This window comes from Bacteroides sp. (genome assembly GCF_028690125.1).
Lineage (GTDB): Bacteria > Bacteroidota > Bacteroidia > Bacteroidales > Bacteroidaceae > Bacteroides.
The window spans coordinates 74313-96241 of sequence record NZ_JAQVBV010000011.1 but is presented as its reverse complement, the minus strand read 5'-3'; the positions used below and the strand labels follow the sequence as shown (position 1 = coordinate 96241).

General features: G+C 38.3%; 23 protein-coding genes. 20 read left to right on the top strand and 3 right to left on the bottom strand.

The features are described 5' to 3' along the window. Positions 1-17: 17 nt before the first annotated feature. A complete protein-coding gene (locus PHO71_RS09560) occupies positions 18-1124 on the bottom strand; it encodes a site-specific integrase (RefSeq protein ID WP_300202284.1) in 1107 nt (368 codons plus the stop codon). 87 nt (positions 1125-1211) lie between these two features. Beyond that, positions 1212-2114 (bottom strand): helix-turn-helix domain-containing protein, encoded by a 903-nt coding sequence (locus tag PHO71_RS09555; protein ID WP_300202281.1) that lies wholly within the window; start codon positions 2112-2114, stop codon positions 1212-1214. A gap of 1153 nt (positions 2115-3267) precedes the next feature. On the opposite strand from PHO71_RS09555, the gene PHO71_RS09550 reads away from it, so the two are divergent. The 6 genes from PHO71_RS09550 (at position 3268) to PHO71_RS09525 (ending at position 10811) form a co-directional block, all read left to right on the top strand. After that, on the top strand, positions 3268-4101 hold the full coding sequence (locus PHO71_RS09550; protein ID WP_300202278.1) for a hypothetical protein: 834 nt from the start codon (positions 3268-3270) through the stop codon (positions 4099-4101). Positions 4102-4279: 178 nt separating this feature from the next. Next, entirely contained in the window at positions 4280-4630 is a 351-nt protein-coding gene (locus PHO71_RS09545) for a helix-turn-helix domain-containing protein (protein ID WP_300202275.1), read from the top strand. A 9-nt stretch (positions 4631-4639) separates the two neighbouring features. Continuing rightward, complete coding sequence (locus tag PHO71_RS09540) at positions 4640-6058, top strand: DUF3987 domain-containing protein (RefSeq protein WP_300202273.1); 1419 nt, start codon at positions 4640-4642, stop codon at positions 6056-6058. A gap of 172 nt (positions 6059-6230) precedes the next feature. Beyond that, positions 6231-7277, top strand: a complete 1047-nt coding sequence (locus PHO71_RS09535; protein ID WP_300202270.1) for a DUF6371 domain-containing protein — start codon at positions 6231-6233, stop codon at positions 7275-7277. A 335-nt stretch (positions 7278-7612) separates the two neighbouring features. Further along, positions 7613-9781 (top strand): ATP-dependent helicase, encoded by a 2169-nt coding sequence (locus tag PHO71_RS09530; RefSeq protein ID WP_300202267.1) that lies wholly within the window; start codon positions 7613-7615, stop codon positions 9779-9781. Between the two features lie 4 nt (positions 9782-9785). Continuing rightward, positions 9786-10811 carry a hypothetical protein gene (locus tag PHO71_RS09525; RefSeq protein WP_300202265.1) on the top strand — a complete coding sequence of 342 codons (1026 nt, stop codon included), beginning with the start codon at positions 9786-9788 and terminating at the stop codon, positions 10809-10811. On the opposite strand, the gene PHO71_RS09520 is transcribed toward PHO71_RS09525, so the two are convergent. Then, entirely contained in the window at positions 10808-11407 is a 600-nt protein-coding gene (locus PHO71_RS09520) for a recombinase family protein (RefSeq protein ID WP_300202262.1), read from the bottom strand. The genes PHO71_RS09525 and PHO71_RS09520 overlap by 4 nt on opposite strands. A 504-nt stretch (positions 11408-11911) precedes the next feature. Here PHO71_RS09520 and PHO71_RS09515 point away from each other — a divergent pair. From PHO71_RS09515 to PHO71_RS09450, 14 genes are all read left to right on the top strand, one after another. Beyond that, positions 11912-12169, top strand: coding sequence for a hypothetical protein (locus PHO71_RS09515; protein WP_300202259.1), 258 nt, complete (start codon positions 11912-11914; stop codon positions 12167-12169). A gap of 128 nt (positions 12170-12297) precedes the next feature. Beyond that, positions 12298-13323, top strand: a complete 1026-nt coding sequence (locus PHO71_RS09510; RefSeq protein ID WP_300202256.1) for a hypothetical protein — start codon at positions 12298-12300, stop codon at positions 13321-13323. A gap of 2 nt (positions 13324-13325) precedes the next feature. Then, positions 13326-15125 (top strand): molecular chaperone DnaK, encoded by a 1800-nt coding sequence (dnaK, locus tag PHO71_RS09505; RefSeq protein ID WP_300202254.1) that lies wholly within the window; start codon positions 13326-13328, stop codon positions 15123-15125. A 12-nt stretch (positions 15126-15137) separates the two neighbouring features. After that, on the top strand, positions 15138-15584 hold the full coding sequence (locus PHO71_RS09500) for a hypothetical protein (protein WP_300202251.1): 447 nt from the start codon (positions 15138-15140) through the stop codon (positions 15582-15584). 271 nt (positions 15585-15855) lie between these two features. After that, entirely contained in the window at positions 15856-16131 is a 276-nt protein-coding gene (locus PHO71_RS09495) for a hypothetical protein (protein ID WP_300202248.1), read from the top strand. 161 nt (positions 16132-16292) lie between these two features. Next, positions 16293-16640 carry a hypothetical protein gene (locus tag PHO71_RS09490; protein ID WP_300202245.1) on the top strand — a complete coding sequence of 116 codons (348 nt, stop codon included), beginning with the start codon at positions 16293-16295 and terminating at the stop codon, positions 16638-16640. Positions 16641-16649: 9 nt separating this feature from the next. Beyond that, positions 16650-16847 (top strand): hypothetical protein, encoded by a 198-nt coding sequence (locus PHO71_RS09485; protein WP_300202243.1) that lies wholly within the window; start codon positions 16650-16652, stop codon positions 16845-16847. Positions 16848-17178: 331 nt separating this feature from the next. After that, positions 17179-18294 carry a DNA polymerase III subunit beta gene (dnaN, locus tag PHO71_RS09480; RefSeq protein WP_300202240.1) on the top strand — a complete coding sequence of 372 codons (1116 nt, stop codon included), beginning with the start codon at positions 17179-17181 and terminating at the stop codon, positions 18292-18294. A 45-nt stretch (positions 18295-18339) separates the two neighbouring features. Next, positions 18340-18825: an SLOG family protein gene (locus PHO71_RS09475; protein WP_300202237.1), complete on the top strand. Its 486-nt coding sequence runs from the start codon at positions 18340-18342 to the stop codon at positions 18823-18825. Between the two features lie 36 nt (positions 18826-18861). After that, a complete protein-coding gene (locus PHO71_RS09470; RefSeq protein WP_300202234.1) occupies positions 18862-19125 on the top strand; it encodes a hypothetical protein in 264 nt (87 codons plus the stop codon). Positions 19126-19133: 8 nt separating this feature from the next. Beyond that, positions 19134-19553 (top strand): hypothetical protein, encoded by a 420-nt coding sequence (locus PHO71_RS09465; protein ID WP_300202231.1) that lies wholly within the window; start codon positions 19134-19136, stop codon positions 19551-19553. 443 nt (positions 19554-19996) lie between these two features. After that, positions 19997-20578 carry a hypothetical protein gene (locus tag PHO71_RS09460; protein ID WP_300202228.1) on the top strand — a complete coding sequence of 194 codons (582 nt, stop codon included), beginning with the start codon at positions 19997-19999 and terminating at the stop codon, positions 20576-20578. 255 nt (positions 20579-20833) lie between these two features. Next, positions 20834-21037 (top strand): hypothetical protein, encoded by a 204-nt coding sequence (locus tag PHO71_RS09455; RefSeq protein WP_300202225.1) that lies wholly within the window; start codon positions 20834-20836, stop codon positions 21035-21037. A 62-nt stretch (positions 21038-21099) separates the two neighbouring features. Further along, positions 21100-21921 (top strand): hypothetical protein, encoded by an 822-nt coding sequence (locus PHO71_RS09450; RefSeq protein ID WP_300202223.1) that lies wholly within the window; start codon positions 21100-21102, stop codon positions 21919-21921. Positions 21922-21929: the final 8 nt, after the last annotated feature.

Sequence of the window (21929 nt, the reverse complement as noted above, 5' to 3'; positions counted from 1 at the left end):
CTATAAAGTTGATTTTATTATTTCAATGAGATTTTGTTTGCCGACTCTCGTTTCTTCTCACTCACCAGCTCCGCATATATCTGCGTCGTCGATACATTACGGTGTGTAAGCATCTTGCTGACGGTGTAAATGTCTGTCCCTGCGGCAATTTGAAGGGTGGCATACGAGTGCCGAAAGCAATGAAATGTGATATGTTTCAATATCTTAGCTTGCTTTAGCCAGTTTTTTAGAGGATAATTTATCATGCTTCGGCTAAGCCCCTTAAAGACTTTACCCGTTCCAACCTCTCCGCATAGTTCAAAAGCCTCGTGGCTAATGGGGAGTGTGGCTTCGGTCTTGGTCTTTTGGGTACGGATACGAATACAGTAACCTTGGTCGGGAGCGATGCCAAAATCAGACCATTGTAGATTCATAATATCACTGATACGTAGTCCTGTCAGGCAAGAGAACAGAGAGGCGGCTTTTAGAACAGGTATGTCGCAGGGTGTGGCTGCTAATTGTTTTACCTCGTTTAATGTCAGATACTCTTTCTTTACGTCTTCATACTCAATCTTATCCAGAAAGTCGTTGATGTTCTCACGGAGCAGCTTATCCCGATAAGCGATTTTCAATAGACCTCTGAATGTGGAGTAGTAGCCTGCTGCGGAGTTAAGCGATACTTTGTGCTGAGTATGTTTCAGTTGCTTAGCGTTCAATAAGTAAGCTCGGAACCTTTTGCATAAATCTACATTCACTTCACCAAAAGAGCATTTTCCCTGTACGAAGTTGTAGAAGTGAGCGTAGACTACTTTCCATTTTTGATCTTTACTCTTCATCATCTTGGCAAAATAGGCGAGAAAGTCGGCTTTCATCTTGTGCTTGTCTAAGAAACCGAACTCTTCGTTGATGAGTGACTGTACCCGGATGCACCGGATGGCTTCGGCTTTGTTCAGCATATCGTTGTTGAACTCACGCTCCATTTCGTTTTTTGGGTGGGCGTAAATGTAGATGCCGAGATACTCCCGACGGCTCATAATCATGGTTTCGGGATGGCGAATAGCCGGATAATAATCAAGGTAGAGAGAAATTTTGTCGTTACGGATGGCTCTTTGGCGAACTGTAACTTTGGTGCACGTGTGTATCATACGATTGTTTTTTAATGATTTATACTTGTTTTTTGATTGCAAAGAAAAGCGGTGATAATATGGTGGCTACCGTCACCGCTGAATAACTTACTCTATTTTCGGATCACCCAACAATTTATCAAGTTCAGGTCGGGAGATTTTAGTGTATTTGCCGACTTTCACTCTAGGGATATTATGGTACTTAGCGTAATGATAGAGTTGGTCACGAGTGAGATTGAATTTCTCCATCGCTTCTGCTACCGTGTAGTATTGCGGTTCTTCGGGCTGGGCTACGCCTTTGGCTATGTCGAAATGCTTTTTGGAGTAGCTGACCATGATGCCCTCTTTCTTTTTGGGGATAGCATTCTTTGAGGCGAGCGTATAGATAGCAGCCAAAGTCATATCGAATTTATCCTGAATCTCCTGCACGGAGTACCATTCTGTTATTTCCGGATTGGCTGCTTTCTTAGCAAAATAGTTGTCGATATGCTTTTTACTCCAATAAGTTTTGCCACGATTGAAGGTTCGGGGAATGTTGTGCTTTTTAGCTACAACGAATATCCATGAGTCAACTACATTGTATTTCTCTTTGACTTCGGCTGTGGTGTAGAACTCGGTGATAGAGGCTTTCTCTTTTGGCTTGCTTTCTACGTCTTGTACCTGTAAGAAATCAAACATTTGCTCAATGTCAATACGTCTTATCAAGGTCTTGCCATTAAACCGAACAACTTTTATCTGTCCGGTTCTGATATACCTATAAGTAGATGTTCTACCAATACCGAGTAGTTTTGATACTTCGGTAGGTGTTAAATACTCTTTTTCTAAATCGGGATTCTTTTGAGCTTTCTTGTTAAACTCAATTTGAAGACTTTCAACTCGCTGTTTCCTAACTCTGTCTTTGTAAGCCAGATTGGCACACTTGTGAGAACAATATGCCGTAGTTGTCTTACGTGCAGTGAAAACTGTTCCACACCAATCACATTTTTTCTGAATTTCGATTTTACTGCTCATTTCTTTCTCTTGTTATTTCGCCAAAAGTGTTTCATTGCGTACCAACACGTACCATTGCGTACCACAGTGACCACAACCTTGCCGATGGTTTTTACTATGCAAACCTCCGAGACCCAAATACGGTACAAAAATGAGCTGAAAATGCACTATCAATGACTACGATCAATGATAAGAGCAAAAAGAAAGGCGTTGAATTTCAACGCCTTATTAATCAATAGTAATATATGCTAATCGATGATAATCACCTCTTACTTGCCGATACAGGATATTGAAAAACTATGCAAAATACTGATAGTCAATCAATTCAAACAGTGAATGAAAAAGAGAGATACACACGAGGTACAAAAAATGAAAATGTAAAATACTGATAATCAATAATATAGCAATGATCGCATTTTCTAAATGTCCTTAACTCATTGCAAAAATACTGATTTTATCTCAAATAATCAAGTCTTTTTTTGTTTTTTCATTGAGGTACAAAAATGAGAAGTATTGATCAATCTTAGACCTTTGTTTTGGGGGTAACTGACTCTAATATGTATGGTTGTTTCTCCTCCTCTTTCACTCATATATTAGACGATCTCATGAGTATTTAGAAAAGACTGATTTTATTATTTCGATTAATTTATTCATTTCGTAATGTCAGAAAAAAACTTTCATGTTGGGTGCAACGTTGTGCCTTGTTCTACTCCCAATTGATAATTGCTGTTATTTAAACCTCCATGACAGTATAGCCTTAACTTTAAATTTTAGCGTTGATGATTTACGATAAAGTGTTTGAAAAGGCTGATTTTTTTGAGTTTTCAGGAATGATGTGTAAAACTGTGTGGGGAAATGGAATTTTGTCAGCCAACATTTTGCAGCGTTTATGGATAAAATGTACCTTTGCATAGGTAACAATAACATGTTCAAAAAATTTAGAATATATCTTTTATTCGCCAACCAATTAAGCCAGACAGACATGAAACTGACTAGAAACTCAGCAGCAGGATACTTTTTCACATTTGAAGAGCACTGAAATTTGTATATAAGCAGGTTACTAAAAGTAAACATCAATGATTATCTTGACAAAATCAATAACAGAATGATAAACCTATCCAATAAATCCTTCATTATAGCCCAGGCATTGTGTGTCTCCTTAATTGCGTGCTCAATGCTATTGGACATCCCATGGTACCTAAAATATTATATTTTCCCTATTGTTCCGTTAGGGTTCATGGTTCTTCTGGCCATTCAGAAAGTCAATGAAACATGCGAACAAAAAATAGACGCATATATTGATGCTCTGCAAATCCATAGGAATGATAAAGAGTGGTTGGATAAAGAACTTCTCGAAGTCTCAAAAAAATGTAATTATGTTGCGTTCAACAGAATCCACAAGGGTAAGTATGAGGTGCTGAAAACCTATCTGAAGAACCTTTCTCAACCAGAGAATCGTTCTTCTGATAGCACGACTTCTGAAAACATAAACACGCAGCTCTCCCTTTATCCGGGAGGTGCCACCTCGGTTTCTACCCAAAAGGTTACGGTTGACGACTATAACAGTGAACTATACAGCAAAACATGGCAATTTCTTGAGCGCTACATTACAACAACATTATCGGCTTTTTTTTCGGCGGATGATATTACCACCATCAAGCAAAGTATATTTGAATACTTTATCAACGACAGGAGAAAAATTGAGGTTGTCAATAAAGTCGTAATTCCACAGTACCTATCCATGCAGGACGTGGCTCACTTCTTTCATAACATATCCGAGTTGATGAGTTATTATAAAAAGCTCAAGCAAGCGGATTTTTTCAAATATTTATCGTGTTTTATCGACTTAAAGGACTATGATCCCCAATCACTTTATAGGAACTCGACCCGTACTTCCTCTACGTCCATCATCCCTCTATACAGAATATCAGAGGAAGGCAATATCATATCTGATTTCGTAAAGGAGATGAGAACGACAATGCCATATAACCAAAGAATCATTTCATAAGGCAAATACATACAGCCCATTAATGAGCCCTATGATCTCCGACAACGAGATTATAGGGCTTTTTCCGTTTACGAGGCATGCATTAAGACATCTTAAATAATTGAAGATTAGATGATGACAAATTATCATCATTAGTTCTTTGCTTTCCTTTGCTGCATCAAATCAAAAATGTAACAAAATGGCAAACGTTGAAAAATTCGGCAAAGTTACACACGATAACTTGCCACAGGCAATCGAGCATCTCATCGAAATGATGTCAACCCAAGTGGAGAACCAGTCAAAGGAGAGTGAACAGATGCTATTCATTGATAATGGTGACGAAATCGACATTGAACAAGCGAGCGTACTGTTGAAGAAGAGTAAAAGCACTATTTACCGCTATACATGCAACAATGCGATTCCGTATTACAAGCTCGGGAATAGTCTGCGTTTTCGTAAGTCTGAATTGACTGAGTGGATAAAAGCTCACAAGATAAAAACCGAAGAGGATATTTTATCCGAGACATCCATTCCCTTTCACCTACGATAGACAATAATTATGAGAGATCAAAAGACGGCAGGGAAAAAGCCCGTAACGCCTGAAGATGTTATTGCAGATGCAAAACAGATACAAACAGAAACAGCACTGGGAGAATTTCCGGTCGAAGCCTTTTCCCTTAGAACCAGACAGTTCATCTTGTCCATCCACGAGCATCTTCGTTTCAAGAAAGATTATCTGGGAATCAATATTCTGTGTGCCATAGGGGTGGCTATCGGCAAACGGTTCCGCATTGAGATCAACAACACTTTCCACGATTATCCGGGACTGTTTTACGTAATGGTTGGTTACCCAAGCATCGGAAAGACACCGCCCACACGTTTAATCCTTAGACCTTTGCTACTACACAACAGGAAACTTGCCTTGCAATACAACCAAGAGCTGGAAGCATTTTACCAAAAGTTAGAAAAATACGAGAATACCAAAGACAAAGAAGGGCTGGAAAAGCCGAAATCACCTAAAAAAGCATACTTCATAACTCAAGATTATACGCTTGAATGGCTGGTTTCTGCGCTCGAATGTTCTAAAAATGGAATGTTACTATACCAAGACGAGATTAGCCGATGGACGAAGAACTCCCAAAGATATACCAAAGGCATGGATGAAAGTACGTTCTGGAACGAACGTTACAATCACAGTGACATCATCTACAACCGCAAGAGCGAAGATTATAACATTGTAGTAACAGAACCCTTAATCTCTGTAATCGGAGGAACTCAAATTGAACAATTGAAACACCTGATTGACGGAGATAAAACAGAGAATGGTTTTATGGCCCGATTATTGTTTGCCTACCCGCTTGATCAGAAGCTGGAATTGGCAGACGATGATAACGTCCCCGAGCAGGAGCTGGATTGGTGGAATTCCTTCATCGAGGATATCCTTGAATTGGCAGTTATTGATGATAGCAAAGAGGTTATTCCTAAAAATCTCAAACTATCAAAAGAGGCAAAAGCCAAATTCACCGAATGGAAACAAGCCAATGTGCAAATGATTAACGAGATGAATGACAGTGGTAATATCATACTTGCCAGTTACTTCGGTAAACTTAGTACAGCATTAGGACGTTTGTGTCTCATCATTCAGGCTGAACGGTGGAGAAACGGTGAAGCAACGATGGAACAGATAGACCTGTCCACTGTACAGCGCGCCATTTTACTCATTGAATATTTCAGAAAAGTTTTCCATCGGATTTATTTCTACTTTTTTGTTGAAAATGACATCCACCTGTCAGAATTGGAGCGCAAGGTCTATATGGCTTTGCCCGAAGAGTTCGAGACGAAAGCAGGTAAAGATATTGCTACGAATCTCGGAATGCCACCACGAACCTTCGACCGGTTTGTTGGGGACAGCACCCGGTCAGAGAAACTATTTTCAAAGCAACGACATGGAACTTATAAGAAGATGTACAGCTTTTAGTAATACACACTGGCGATTCTGGCGATATTGGCGATTTGCCATCTTTAAAATTCTATTTTATACAAACAAGAATCTGAATATCAACGGATAATATATGCAATATCTAAAGAGTGAAACAATACCATTTCGATGGCGATATTGGCATTTTAGTCCTCAAAACAGCGAATAATTCATGAAAAGCTATAGATTCGTATTAGAAAAATATGACCGTACCAACAAGAATCGATACACTTGTCCCGGTTGCGGACGGCAGAAGGAATTTACACGTTATGCGGATACAGAAGGCAGCTTTATCTTTCCCGAAACTGTGGGTAAGTGCAATAGAACCAATAATTGTGGCTACCATTATCCGCCGGCAGCGTTTTTTAGAGACAATCCCGAAGCTCTAAAAGAACTGATGGATGCAGGTAACGATCAAGTTACAACGACTTTCATAAAACAAGTACGCCCACATATCTCACAACCTCATATGGTAAGTTGCATTGACAAGAAAGTAATGTGTGCTTCGTGTTCCGGACACTGGTATGCAAACAACAATCTATTTTTTTTCCTCTGCACAAAACTTGGACAGAACGAAACGACAGAGTTATTCAAAGAATACCACGTAGGCACATCGAAAAAATGGAATGGTGCTGCTACTGTATTCTGGCAAGTATCCATTGATGGAGAAATCCGTACCGGAAAGATTATGCTCTACCACCGAAGCAATGGGCATCGAGTGAAAGAAGGGTACAGCCGGATTACTTGGGCTCATAGCGAAATGAAACTTGAAAACTTTCATTTAGAGCAATGCTTCTTTGGAGAACATCTCCTGAAGCTATATCCGGATAAACCAATTGCCATTGTCGAAAGCGAAAAATCAGCATTAATTAGTGCAGCCTACATGAGGGAGTTTGTTTGGATTGCCAGTGGCGGTAAGAATGGTTGTCTTCATTCAAGGTATCACATTCTTCAAGGCAGAAGAATATGCCTTTTCCCTGATTCAAAAGCGTATGATACATGGTATGCCTTTTATGCTAAATTAAAATCAGAACATTTCTCAGTGTCTATTTCAAATCTGATGGAAGAAAATACAAGCGATGAACAATGGAATGCCGGGATTGATATTGCCGACATTCTGCTTCAACGACCTTTGCAAGAAGCTGTTTTAGGTCAATTCCTCCAAGCAAATCCAGCTTTACAGTTATTGATAGATACCTTTGGATTGGAACCAGTATAAGTTTCAATACTGGTAATTCGTCAGATTCAGGTATAGTATGTCCAAGTCCTATATTTAGTCTGATTTTACATTAAATCAGACTTGTCACTTTTTGTAGTAAAGCGTTAATAGACATCACTATCAATTAATGAACATCAGACTTGTTAATCCACAACATATTGATAAACAATTTATAATTAAGCTGTAAATATTGAATTTGGATTAGCCAATACAAATATCCTAAATCCGATATTAGTTCGATTTAATTAAATAGATATAATAATCAAACTTTATACTCATAATGCTTTCTTATCTCGTTGTTTTTCACGATATTTGTGTATAAAATAAATAGAAAAATGTATCTGAACAACTTAAACAAAGAACAAAAAGCGGCTGTCACTTTTAACGGGAAGCACTTATTGCTACTTGCTGGTGCCGGAACAGGGAAGACGATGACCATCATCTCAAGAGCCGCATGGCTGATCAAAAACAACGTTGACTCATCCCGGTTAAAAATCATCTCATTCACCCGAAAGTCTGCCAACGAGATTGCAGTACGTGCCGCCCATATCCTTGCCGAAGAAAAAATAGATGCGATGCTGCAAGGCTCAACCTTTCATGGCTGGTGCTTAGAGATTATCCGTGCCAATCCAGATTTCTTCCACATGGGTGGATGGACTATTATTGACGGAGACGACCAAGAGGTTGTCATGAGGCTTGTATTCAACAAAGAGAAGAACAGCCTTACTGATAGCATAAAAGCGTCAGACATACTTTCTATCCGCTCATTTCAGTTGAACACGGATTGTGAAATGAGTGTGTCTGTACATAAGTTTCTGTATAACAAATTTGGCGATCAAGCCACCGAGTCTTATTTGAAAAGCATCACGGGAACCATAGAACACATCATCGGACTCTACGAGGAATACAAAAAGCAACACCGATATTTAGATTATGATGACATACTTATCAAAGCCGTTGATGCCCTTACTCAAAACGCACCTCTCCGCCAACGGGTAACTTCACGGTATGACCATATACTGGTAGACGAAATGCAGGACACCAACCCGTTGCAATGGAAACTACTTGAGATATTCATGCCCGGTTGCCACCTGTTTTGTGTCGGAGATGATGCACAGTCCATCTATGCCTTCAGGGGAGCAGACTTTCACTCCATCCATTCTTTCAAAGAGCGTGTTCCTGATTCAACGGTAATGAAGCTGGTCAGAAACTATCGCAGCTCGCAAGCGATTTTGGATGTATCCAATCAATTGCTCGAAATGTCGCCATTGAAATACGAGAAGAAGCTTGTAGCACAGCAGAAGAAAGGTAAAAAGCCGCTTTTGGTTTTTGTGAATAACAAGGCGGAAGAAGCTGTATTTATTGAATCCGACATCAAAGAGCATCTCAAAAATGGAGCACACTATGCTGATCACATGGTACTGGCAAGAAATGCGTATCAAGCAAAACAGGTAGAAGCAACTCTGCTGGCCAATCATATCCCATACGTCCTGTACGGAGGTATCTCTCTATTGAAATCGGCACATATAAGGGATGTCGTATCCACTTTGCGCATCATCGCAAACCCGCACGACGAGTTGGCTTGGATGAGATACCTCGAACTTTGGCCGGGAATCGGCGAATCCAAAGCGAAGAAGATGATTGGCTCCATGAAAGATGAAAATACATTGGAAGAGATGGTGGATTTGATGAAAGACACGACTCACTTCAGCGCGCCTGCTCAAGTAATAAGGTATGCTTTATCCCAAAGCATGGATACCCAGTCGTGCCTATCAGGAATCGTAAAATCATTGGTCGATTTGCTATCCGATAAATATCAAAAAGACTGGAACAGGCGAAAGAAAGACTTTGCCGCTTTGATTGAAATTGCCGCAAATGCGAAATCACTTTCCGGATTCATCAACGACTATGTGTTGGACCCGCAAACAGGCACAAACCCGGCAACGGATGATGCCGTCATTATCTCCACCATTCATTCGGCAAAAGGTCTGGAAGCTGACTATTGTTACATTCTCGACATGTGTATTGGGAGCTACCCTTGTGATATTGCCATTAAAGAAGGTGCAGATGCCATCGAAGAGGAAAGAAGATGTTTGTACGTAGCCCTCACGCGCCCCAGAAAACAACTCGCCATAATGACTGAATACAATACTTGGGAGATGGCTACACCCAACCGAATGAGACCTGCCACTATAAAAACCGGTGACTATTATGTAGCGAATAAGCCTACACCTTCAGATCCTCCTTTCAAGAAAGTACAGATAACCTCCATTCAAGGTACAGAAGTAAGCTTTCATCAGGGAGGCAAAACCTATTATGCCTCCTCTAAGGACTTTTCATCATTATACAGAGCGAAAGAAGAGTCGTTTCCCGGACTTTCCATTCCCTATTTTTTCTTTTCAAATATCTCCCTTGATTTATTTGAATGTAAGTCAGGAAGCCACCAAACCATGTCGGAAGGCAGACTCCTAATGGATAATAATGCAAAATTCAAATTCTTCTAAAACAATGATTTGGGCAAGAATTCTTCCTGCAAAACTACTGACCATAATACGGACACTAACAAAAATGACATTCGTTGATGTTCCAATAGAATTCGGATGCGCAACTCTCACCTTCTTGTTGTACCTGTACACCCGGCAAAGCGAATGGCTGTGTTTTGGTATTCCATCTCTTTGCGGGATGCACTATCTTGGCAGGATAAAAAGAGTCATTTATTATGGAACACCGGCACTTTTTGTTATCTACATGACGGGAGCCTATCATGCCGGATTTCCTCATACGCTGATGTTGACATCATGGATAGCGGCACTGGCAACGTTGTGCCTGAGTGATGGAATCCGTATATCCAACCGTATTTACCAACTTTTCAGACATTTTTTCATAGCGTTGTATTATACGGCTTTTGCCATTCTGCTATTGGTAATCTTGTACGTGATTGCATCAATGGGCAATATAGGTGCCAGCGGATTACAAATAACTCTATTCAAAGCTTGTGTATTTTGTTTTTCGGTAATTTTTCCTTCACTATTCCTTGTAGTGGACCTGCACAGAAGAAAGGAATCGGTTCGTATTCCTCGATGGCTTGCCTGGACACAATTAGTCGTGGCTGAAACAGCCATACAGGTCGGCGTTATTTATTTGGGATATTGCATTATACAGATGGCATTTCTTTCCCTTACACCCAAACCTTATGTGATATACATCGTTTTAGCTTTATTTCTGATCATAGAAATAGGCGCAAAGCTACATGATTGGGTACCTAGAAAGTGGAACGAACTGTTTTTTTCTCAAAGGAATCTAATTTATATACCATTGCTATTATTAGGCATGGCAGCATTATATATCGAATTTTCGATAGTTGGATTCCGTCCACGCACACTAGCAACGTCCATCTTGTTCGGATGGATGACAATAATCTGTTCAGCAAGACTTGCAGATCTTCAATATGTAAAGGAAAGAGAACGTATATTTAGCTTATATGTAGCCATCTGTTTGACGATTATCATATTTGTGCATAATTTGATAGCCTAATCTGCTTTTTTCTTTTTACCCGGACGACGGTCAGGTTCCATACCATTATTCCTCAAAATTCTAAAAACTGAACTTTTTGAACGAAACCCTGTCTCTTTTAAAATATCTTCAACATTGCTACCACCCATATAAAGTTCAATGCAGAGTTTTTCTCTCTGCTTATCCCGACTGCCAACCGGCCGCCCGAGAGCATTCCCTCTATTCTGTGCACGGATGCGAGCACTAGCCCCTCTTTCCACGGCTATATCTCCCATTAAAGAAGCAAATACATCCATGAATTTAGAAGTAGAAGCGGGAAATAGTTCATCATTGGAATCTAGCTTATCTTTTAGAGAAATCAAACGGATTTTCTTTATACGACATAACTCAAAAAATGCAGCAAGTTCGCGCAACCCTCTAATTGCATTACTGAGACCAAGAACAACTAGCTCATCTGACTTTTTCAGTTGAGTTAGCATACGCTTCCATTGAGGACGTGTTACTTCATCTTCTACTTGCTCTATAATAATCTTCTTACAGCCAAGACTCTCCAGTATTTCCATACTGTCTTGAGAGGTGCTCGATACATTCAGTTTTATATAACCTATTCTGGTCATGGATTTATTTTTTATTAATGCACAAAGGTACAATTAATATTCAAATAATAAAAATCATACTTTAAATGCATGTTACTTTATATACTATTAACGGTTCATTTCACTTAATCGATGATTCAGAAATTACACACAATATGATAAAGCCAAAAGATACCAAACAGTATCTTTTAGAAGCTCATAGAACATTCTACTTCCTAATTTATCTCCTCTTAATTAACAATAGATTATCAATTCTAGCTTTATAAAAATAACAATACTAATGTTTGATTAATTAAATATAAACACATAATCAAACTTAATATAAATCACACTACTCATCAACACTAACAGTTCATAAATGTTCGATACGATCTAAAATAACAGCGACTTACAAAACATAACTAACTTATAGTATTTAGGTTCGATTAATTATTTTCAATAAAGTTCAATTGCATAAATATAATTAAAGCATACAAGTTCGATTTTATAGTATGTGCAATTATTCATACTTTTGCAAAAAAAGATATGAAAGAAAAAGTTAGATACAATTTAGCTAATAGCAAAATGCTAATAACAAAATCCATTGGTAAGAGTGATACCAAAGTAGATCGCCTATACCCCAAAATGAAAATGAACCAGACGCAAGAAAAGATTCCACTTCAAACATGTCAAAAAGAAATCTGTATAATGTCTCTAAAATACATATTTTGGAAGTTTATCAAACTTAGAGCACCCATTCTTAGTCTAACAGCGATTGATGACAAAAACATTTGCCAGTTATAATGGACGGTCAAACGGCGAAAAAGGTTTCAGGTCACCATATTTTCTATAAAATAAGATACAAACAAACTCATACCATCATCATACAACAAACAAGAACACTGATTATAAGCAATTAACATTCAACAACAATGAAAATACGAATACTTTATTTCTTGGCTTTAGTGTTAACGATTATCTCGTGTTCATCTAAAGGACAAATATCGAAAATAGATTGCAAGATAGAGGCTTTTTCTGCTTATGGGGAATTCCAGAAAGAACTGGGTACCATAGAAAACATATCCACTCCTGACCTAATAGTGACTCTGGAAAAGTGGAAAATGCTGGAAGATACTGTATTGCATTTTATGATAGCAGATACCACACTGGATAAAGCCGAATCCGTACAATATATGATTCGATGTGCTACGATAGGAAACTATATTTCCGATGAAATGCTAAGATTAGCCGATAGCAAACAGAGGACGTACAAAGACATCATACTGGTTCAACAATCTTTCAATAATAGAAATAACAATACAGTCAGTTCTTCTGCTCTCCAAGAAGCAGAAGTTTTTTTCAATAGACTGGATGACAAGGTACAGGCAGATAGAACTGCATCAGAAAATCTCGCTGAATACACAAACCGATTGACAGCATGGAACAGTGAGGGATTTATATCTAAAAAGGAAATGTTGGATTTCATAAGTGAAGAAAACCACCTTTTTATTAACTTTCTTAACTACTTGTACGAATACGATGAAAAGTCCGTCCGTACTGTTATTAAGACAACTGCCAAGATTACAGAACTTTTGGTTCAAGCAAGCTCCGACAGAAAAATAGCTCCCGAGGACTTAATAGCATATATGGGGGTAAGGACCAACAGACGGCTCATCCAGAATGCCCGAAGATGTATGGACGCCGTCAATCGGAATCAAGTAAAAACCAGAAGACAAGCCGCAATGACAATATCCATGTTATTAAATCCTTATTCCAATTATAATCAATTGTGTATAGAAACACGCACAGAAAAGCAAGTGAAAGAATTATATTCAATAGGCGAACAGATGGAGTCCTTATTCGAAAAACTCCAAAAACAAAAACTTACTGACGGGCTCAAACTAGATAGTCTACCCAACAAACTCATTAAAGAACAGATTCTAATTACAATGAAATAGACATGGGGAAGATTATTGGCATAGATTTGGGAACCACAAACTCCTGTGTGGCCATTTACGAAGGAAGTGATGCGACCATTATTCCAAATAGCGAAGGAAAACATACCACGCCATCTATTGTGGCAATTACTTCGGCCGGAATAAAGGTTGGTGAGTCTGCAAAAAGGCAGGCTATCACTAATCCGACACGTACCGTATCATCTATCAAACGCTTTATTGGGGAAAAAATCTCTGAAATAAGTGAAAAATCAGAAATGATGCCTTATGAAATACGGGGGTTGGAAGATGGAAAACTGATTGTACAGATTGAAGAAAAACAATACACTCCACAAGAAATATCGTCATACATCCTTCAAAAGATGAAAAGGAGTGCGGAAGATTATCTCGGTATGGAAATAAGCGAAGCTGTTATCACTGTACCTGCCTATTTTTCAGAAAAACAACGGCAGGCAACTAAAGAAGCGGGTATCATCGCTGGCTTAAAAGTCAGGCGGATACTAAATGAACCTACCGCAGCGGCACTTGCTTTCGGTATCAAAAATGGTGTACCTGGAAAAATTGTAGTATTTGATTTGGGTGGAGGAACTTTTGACATATCCATACTGGATTGCAACGACGGTTTTTATGAAGTCATGGCGACCAGTGGAAACTCCCATTTAGGTGGAGACGATTTTGACCATGCAATCATGGATTGGCTAATCAAGGAGTTTCATCAAGAATATTCAATAAATATATGGCAGTTTCCGGAGGCTGTCCAAAGAATCAAAGAGGCTGCGGAAAGAGCGAAAATAGAGCTGTCAGCCAATGAAATGACCGAAATAAATATTCCGTACCTGATACCGATAGACAATATTCCCCGGCATCTTCTCCAAACGCTTACCAGACGAAAGTTTGAAGAACTGGTGTCTCCGCTCGTGGAACAATGTTATCAACCCTGTTCACAAGCAATGCAAGCAGCAGGTATCTCCAATTCAGAGATTGATCACATATTATTGGTGGGTGGTTCAACCCGCATCCCATCTGTACAGAAAATGGTACGCAATTTTTTTGGCATAGAACCATCGAAATGTACGAATCCGGACGAAATTGTTGCGGCAGGTGCCGCCTTAGAGGGAGCTTTGTTAAATAAGGAACTTGACGATGTAATCTTAATGGATGTAACTCCCCTCTCACTGGGTGTCGAAACAGAAGGTGGTATCATGACACGGATAATCACAGCAAACGAAACAATCCCAATAAAGCGGCGGGAAGAATTTACTACCTCCAAAGATAATCAAGCAACTGTAACCATTCACATTCTGCAAGGAGAAGGATATTTTGCAAAGACAAACAGGTCGATTGGGTACTTCAACCTATCAGGTATGAGACTCACAGAAGCGGGTAAGCCTAAAATAGGTGTCACCTTTGAAGTGGATAAGGATGGATTACTTATAGTTTCAGCTAAAGACGAAGATACCGGTAATTCCAACATGCTCCGCATTGAGAGATCAGGAAACCTCTCGCTAGAAGAGATTGAACAGATACGTTCTGAAGCACAAGCAAACGAAAAAAGAGAGAAAAAACAAATGGAGTGGATACATCAACACTCCTGTTCAGAGCAAAATATCAACAAGATACGTTGCTGGATAACGGAAATGAGAAATCAAATGACGGACGAAGATGTCAACATTCTTGTTTCTCTTTTATTCCAGTACGACGACATTTGTCAAAAAGAAAACACGAAGGCGTTGCTACATATTGTCAAACAGTTAAATGCTGCATGGGAAGAAGCAAAAAAATGCCTGTATAAAGAATCATTTTAAAACCTAAGCAATATGATTACGCCAAAAAGAGCAAGATTTGAAAGCATTGCTAAGATGACAATGCCGGAATTATTTGACACGGTAAACATAACCGTGACCGAGATCCTCGATGATTGGGAAAGATTTGCCTATCATCTTGAAACGCCATTATCTTTAGAACAGATAATGGATATATGGGAAGAACAAAACGATATGCTTCTTCTATATTATTTCATCCCATCCAATGCTATTCTATGTGGACATTCTTGCTGCGCTGTATCCAATCCAGAGATGGAAAACATGGTGAGAATATCTGCCATAACGGATGATAGAGGACTGTGTGACACAATCCATCTGACCATTTTTAGTTCACTTGATATATTTTTGGGTGAAATTACAAATGAGCGGAAAAGAATGATGGAGAGATATAAATTCGATTTCGAAGAGACCTATTGTACTTTTCTGACCCTTATGTCGTAAACAGAGAGACCTATTATAGCCATGATTGACTATCAATAGCAGGTATCTTTACATCGACCGTTTTTTGTCCAAATGCAAAGGTCTGGTATCGGTTTCGTATCCTGCAAGATTAAACTGCATTTTCATCACAATCTCCATCTTTCAGATGTATTCTGATGAAAAATCTGGCAGGATACCTCCCGAATACCTAATACAGCATTTAGAAAAACCGGCAGACGGATGAAAGAATCCGGATTGCAGGGAAAAATAAATGTTCCTAAATAAAATTGTTATGGATAAGAATGTAAATCAAACAGCAGAGTTCCAACTTGCAAAACAAGTAGAAAACGGTATCAATAGTTTCTGCTTTAATCCTTCAAATTTTGCAGCGGCAGTATTAACCATGCACCCAACATTGCAACAGTCTTTATACCGGACTATCAAAGAATGTATTAAGGTAATGGCTAATAACAACTACATTGATGAAAGAAACAGGGCATCGCATGAGGAAGCAAAAGCAATCATGGCGTATTTGGATGAAAACGAAAGATACATCCCCTTCATTTGATGATGACGGAGAATGGCTTCACGATGGGTGTTGAAGAAATGGAACTCCAATAAGTGAGACAAACCCGGTAATCAGGAACAATCCGATTACCGGGACAACCATTTTCACTACCTTTTATACAGATAATAAATATTAGTAATCCTTTTATAATTCCTTGTAATATGGACGCAGCAACTCTCAATGAACTTCTTGCCCTGATTGATAAATATTGCACATGGGCAGTGATTGAAGAAGGGATATTTGAAAATAACGAAATCAAAAAAATAAATCTGCCAAATCTACAAAAAGAAATTCCTAAAATATTGATTGTAAGGTTTCGCATAGGTGATATAATAACAGATAGAGCCAGTTCCTTATTAATCAGGAATTGGAATTTCGAAAAATCCATTTATATGATGGAGTCTATTAGTGTGAAATTCAAGCATCGTGTAAAGATGCACTGTTGCACACCGGCTGATGCCGACCAATGGCTACAAGTAGCGGTTTTCGGGAATATCACATTCAAATAAGGCATACTTATGAGTAAGAAAAATATGATACTCGCCCTGATAGCGATCATTATCCTAATAGCAACCAGCTTGGAAGCTTTCGATATGAACCTTACGATACGCACTATATTGGTTACGATACTCATGGCGGCACTCTGCGCTATCCGTGGAGTAATAGGTATGAGTGAGGATGATACGGATTCAGATATGTCAAATAAGAGTGAGTAGTATTAATGCCACTCTATAAATATCCTTTTTTAGCACTCGCACGTTCTTCCCTTCCTTTTCTACCATCCACAGGATTATTTTTCTACTCGAACATTAAGTCACCTCTATTGTCGTAAAGCGATTTTTAGGTGCAAAGTTCAAACATCCTACACTTTATTCCACAAATCCAAGCTTCGTTTTACCCAAAATCTTCCTTTATCTGCAATAAAGAGTATTTGGGGTAAAAGATTTGTTCCATAGGAAGGATGTTTCTTGGTTGCACTAAAAATTAACCTTCCGACAATAAAGGGCTGAAAGTCCTTGACGATAAGGGAAATAAAAAAAATGAAGTATGAAATTTTTAGTATCATCAATCGTTCTTAGCAACAAATTGACCGCAATGTCAAAAGTGTTTCATCCAAAAGCCCAACCCATTTTTGCCAACTTTCTTTTTGAGGTAGAGAATGAAAGTCTACGAATCACCGCTTCTGATGGAGAATGCACACAGTGTAGTATATTACCGCTCGCCATGACCGAGGGGGATGGGAAAATTTGCCTGCCAGCTGACAGGTTATTGGATGCACTCAAAAACCTATCAGAGCAGCCCATCGCATTCGCAATTGACGAAGTTACGTTCGCCACCTCCATCAAGTACGCTAATGGCAAGTATGATTTAGTGGGACTTTCGGCTAACGAATATCCCATTTCACCAGTTCTTGCCGGGATAGAAAAACAGGTCAGCATAGATGCACCCATATTGAATATAGCTATCAGCCAATCACTTTTCGCTGTCAGCGAAGACAGTATACGTCCAATTATGACGGGGATTTACTTCACTATCAGTGACGGTATGTTTCAATCAGTAGCGACCGATGCTCATAAGTTGGTTAGAAACTCATACAAACTGGACACGCCAGTGGAAAGCTTTGATTTCGTTCTTCCACTCAAAGCTGCCAAAATAATTAAGAACCTCACCAGCAAACAAACAGCACCAATCACGGTCACACATAACGGACGGGAAGCAATCTTTACGTTCAAAGACGAATCATTCCGCTGTCGCTTGTTGGAAGGTTGTTATCCTAACTATAATGCCATCATCCCCAATGAGCATTCTCACATGGCAACTATTGAGAGAGAAAGCTTACTATCCGCCATCAAGAGAGTAAACATTTTCACAAGCGTTGCAACAGGTTGCATCATTTTGGATTTCATTGGTACATGCCTTGGCATTTCGGGTAAAGACATTGACTTTTCAACCTCTGCTGAAGAAACGTTGTTTTGTGCATACGCCGGAGAACCTTTACGCATTGGCTTCAAAAGTGAATATATAAAGTTAATACTTGAAAATATATCCAGTAAGGAGGTCGTCATCAAAATGTGCAGCCCATCAAAAGCGGCTATCATCCTACCTGCAATCGAAGATAAAAAGATAGAAAACCTTTCTTTAATCATGCCGATGGCTATTTGAAATTAAGATTGACTCTCTGAATATTAATTAAAGAAACAGATTACAATGAACATCAATAAAGCCAAGGCAGTAACCTTCACAGGACACAGGCAGGAACGTATTTCGACAGATAAAGAAACCTTATTTGTCGAAATATACAATATCATTCGCGAACTGTATGAACAAGGTTACAACACATTTATCACTGGTATGGCAGAAGGTTTTGACCTATTATCAGCAGAAGCCGTATTGAAGCTACGTGATGAATGTCATTCCGAAATACGTTTGATAGCCGTAATACCATTCCGCTTACAGGCGGGACGATTTACACCCGAAAACAAAGAGCGTTACTGCCATATCACAAATATAGCAGAGTGTGTAACCTTAGCCGAAAACTATTATACAGGGTGTTTTCACAGACGTAACGACTATATGACAGATAACGCATCCGCTATAATAGCCTACTTTGATAAAGTGCCCAGCGGTGGAACATATTACACCGTAAATAGAGCAATCCGCAAAGGGCTTACAGTAATTAACTTACATAAATAACATACAAATAGAATAATGACTACAACACATAAGAATATGAAGACTATAGAAATAGAAAGTACAATAGCCATATATTACCCTGAAACGGTATTGGCGTATGCACAGATTATCAACACAGCAGTAAACTGTTGCACAAAGAGCGACTTACGTGAAGGACTGGAACAACTAAAAACAGATACCGATGCACACGATTTCTTCGATTGGGGATTCGGCAAAAACCATTTTTGGCTGAAACAGCGTACAGGTTACAAAGCTTCTGAACTATTCAATAATCGTGTTTTAATCATTAAATTCCAATAAAAATAGATATGAAAGTAATTTGCACCCAATGTGGTAGAATGAATGTTTCTTGTGAAGCCGTAATTAACCCCAATACAAAAGAGTTCAAAGAATTTACAAGTGAATCCTTTTTCTATGGCTTTTGCAATGATTGTAATGAGAGCGTAATTCTGACAGATGTAGACGAAACGATGGATCGCATCCAAGCCGAATACAATAAATATGTAAACATGAACAATGCTATTCCTAAAGTAGCATCATGTAAAATTGTCTGGAAAGACACAAAGGATGTTTCAGATGTTAGAATTGCACTAAGTTTAGACTGTCAAAATGATGATGATGACGATATTTTTTTCTATTGCAATAGCTATGAAGATCTAAAAAGTCTATCCGGTCATGGTGGAGAAGACTTCATTGTGACAGAAATATATAACTTTCAAGAAGACTAAGAGCCAATAAAGTAAGGGGAATGTGCCAATTTGGTACATTCCCTTCTTTGTTTTCACCCAAAACGATTATACAAGTCTTTCACAAGAGGAAAACCTCCACATCAACGCAATCTCCTTTTGTAAATGATATGCAAGTGCATATCAGCCATCTCCCTTTTATAATTGAAAAATATTCTATATCACCACTTCTATTTTACACGATAACTTCGGATGATTAACCTATTTTTTTCTGCAAAATTAATTGCATTAACATCATTCTCCAGAAAAACACACCTACGTTTTTCCTTGTGAAAAATCTTCCTTTTCACTGCGTAAAAAGAGTATTTCTCACGGACGTTTTGCAGGAATGATATGCAATTATGAGAGCAGAAAAAATAGTTAATCTCCCTTGAAATCAGAATGATTAAAGGGAAAAAATAGTTTGAACATAAAAAAAACGGATTATGAACAAAGAAAAACAACTTAGCTGCCAGGAGTTAACTATCCTTATGGGTTATCAGAGTTTTAAGAAGGAGAGAAGCGCATGTACTGGAAAATGGCGAGGAACGTATGATTATTCTCTCATTTTTGATAACAGAACAAGACTGTTTATCAGTAATGGAATGAAATATTTTCATGAAAGAGTCCAGAATTATATTGGCTGTCTCAAAATATTCAATGCAAACAAGAGTCGTATGTTGAATGAAATAAAAGAACAAATATACTTGGATAATATCACAGCACAGCAAGAGATGCTTTTTCCTGTAACAGTGAAGGACGTTGCTATAAGTACACAATCAGAACCTTATTGTTTGTGGGCATATCTAACGTTAGAAGTTAATGGTATTACCTTTCAATTCATTGAAACAGGTTTAAACTATGCTATAAAGAATAATAAAGTAACAGAATATTTTGCAGAAAAACGCAGAAAAACAACATACACAGCTGGAGCAGTAATAGCACCAACTTTTATAGTCGGAAATGTTAGATTTTCACATTTAGACGGACTATATAAAATCAAAAATCAGCAGATTAGCAACAAATAAAACAAGAATATTATGGAAACTAAAGATGAAGTAATACATATCGTGTACAATGAATTAAATAAAAGACAGGAGGGGATAAGTGATTTTATTTTTCACAATATAATAAAGCAGACAGATCACTTCCTCATTGTCAATATTAGCTTTACATGGTCTTTACATGGGTGGAAAAAACAAGTCAAGAACACAATGTATGTCTTGCATAAAGAAAATGGGAATTGGAAAACACTAATATAATCGTAAAAAACTCATAAAATTATGACAGAAGAAAAGATAAAAGAATTCAAGAAAGAACTATCTCAATTATTAGAAAAATATGATGTGGGTATTGGTTTTACTTGTGGAGCAGGAAGTGATACATACGGGCTATACGATGATCGCATTGTAATCCAAGAAAATAGTAATGAAAAGAACATAATAGAAGCAGATGGTTGGTGGCTCTCTGCAAGTGATATAGAATAAGTTTGAATCAAATAAAAAAAATAAAAATCTTATCCGTCAGCGGATAGCAGCATAAAACGATTATGAAAAATATAACATTATACAAAGAGCAAGCAAAACAGAATAAATCTAAACCAGTGGCAGAGCTGCAAGTAAACGATTTTGTTAATCTTCACTGTTCTGGTTTAAAAAACGATTGTGGCTTGCAGTCGCAAGTGTTTTATACCTATGAAAGCAACTATCAAACAATTTGTAAGATAGTTGAAATAATGCACATATCCGACAAAGCATTACAGAATGGTGATTATCTACCGACAAATACGGGTGGTAGTTGCTCTGAAGACCTCCCCGACAATGCAAATATATACAATTTTACCAGCGAACAGATAGATACATTCTATCAATGTGTAACATTAATATTGTCCGATGGTGGTAGATATGTGTTTGTAGACAGACAGGGTTACGACTATTGTAGGTATATGTATTTATGGTCTGACTTCACAACCATGTATTCGATAGAGATTGAAGCGAAAAAAGCATACATACAGCGAATGGAGGAAGAAAGAAAAATGGAAGCGCAACTAAGATACATTGCAATTTGCGAAAAGCTTAAACAGCGTTTCCCATATTTGAAAGAGGGAGGACAAGCCCCTAACAATATCCGTTTATTACTTAAGAGAGAATTTCCCAACGTCAAATTCTCTGTAACCACAAGGCAATGGGGCGACAATATATACATCCACGTACCCAAAGATGTGGTTAATCAAGTAAGAGAACTTATAAAAGACATTGAAGTATATGAGAATCGAATATATACCATTGGTGCGGATGGTGAATCCTACGCACGCTTACCGTTTGAGGATTTATTCGGCAGATATTCGCACATTAATATAGAAACTAAATAAAAAGGAGT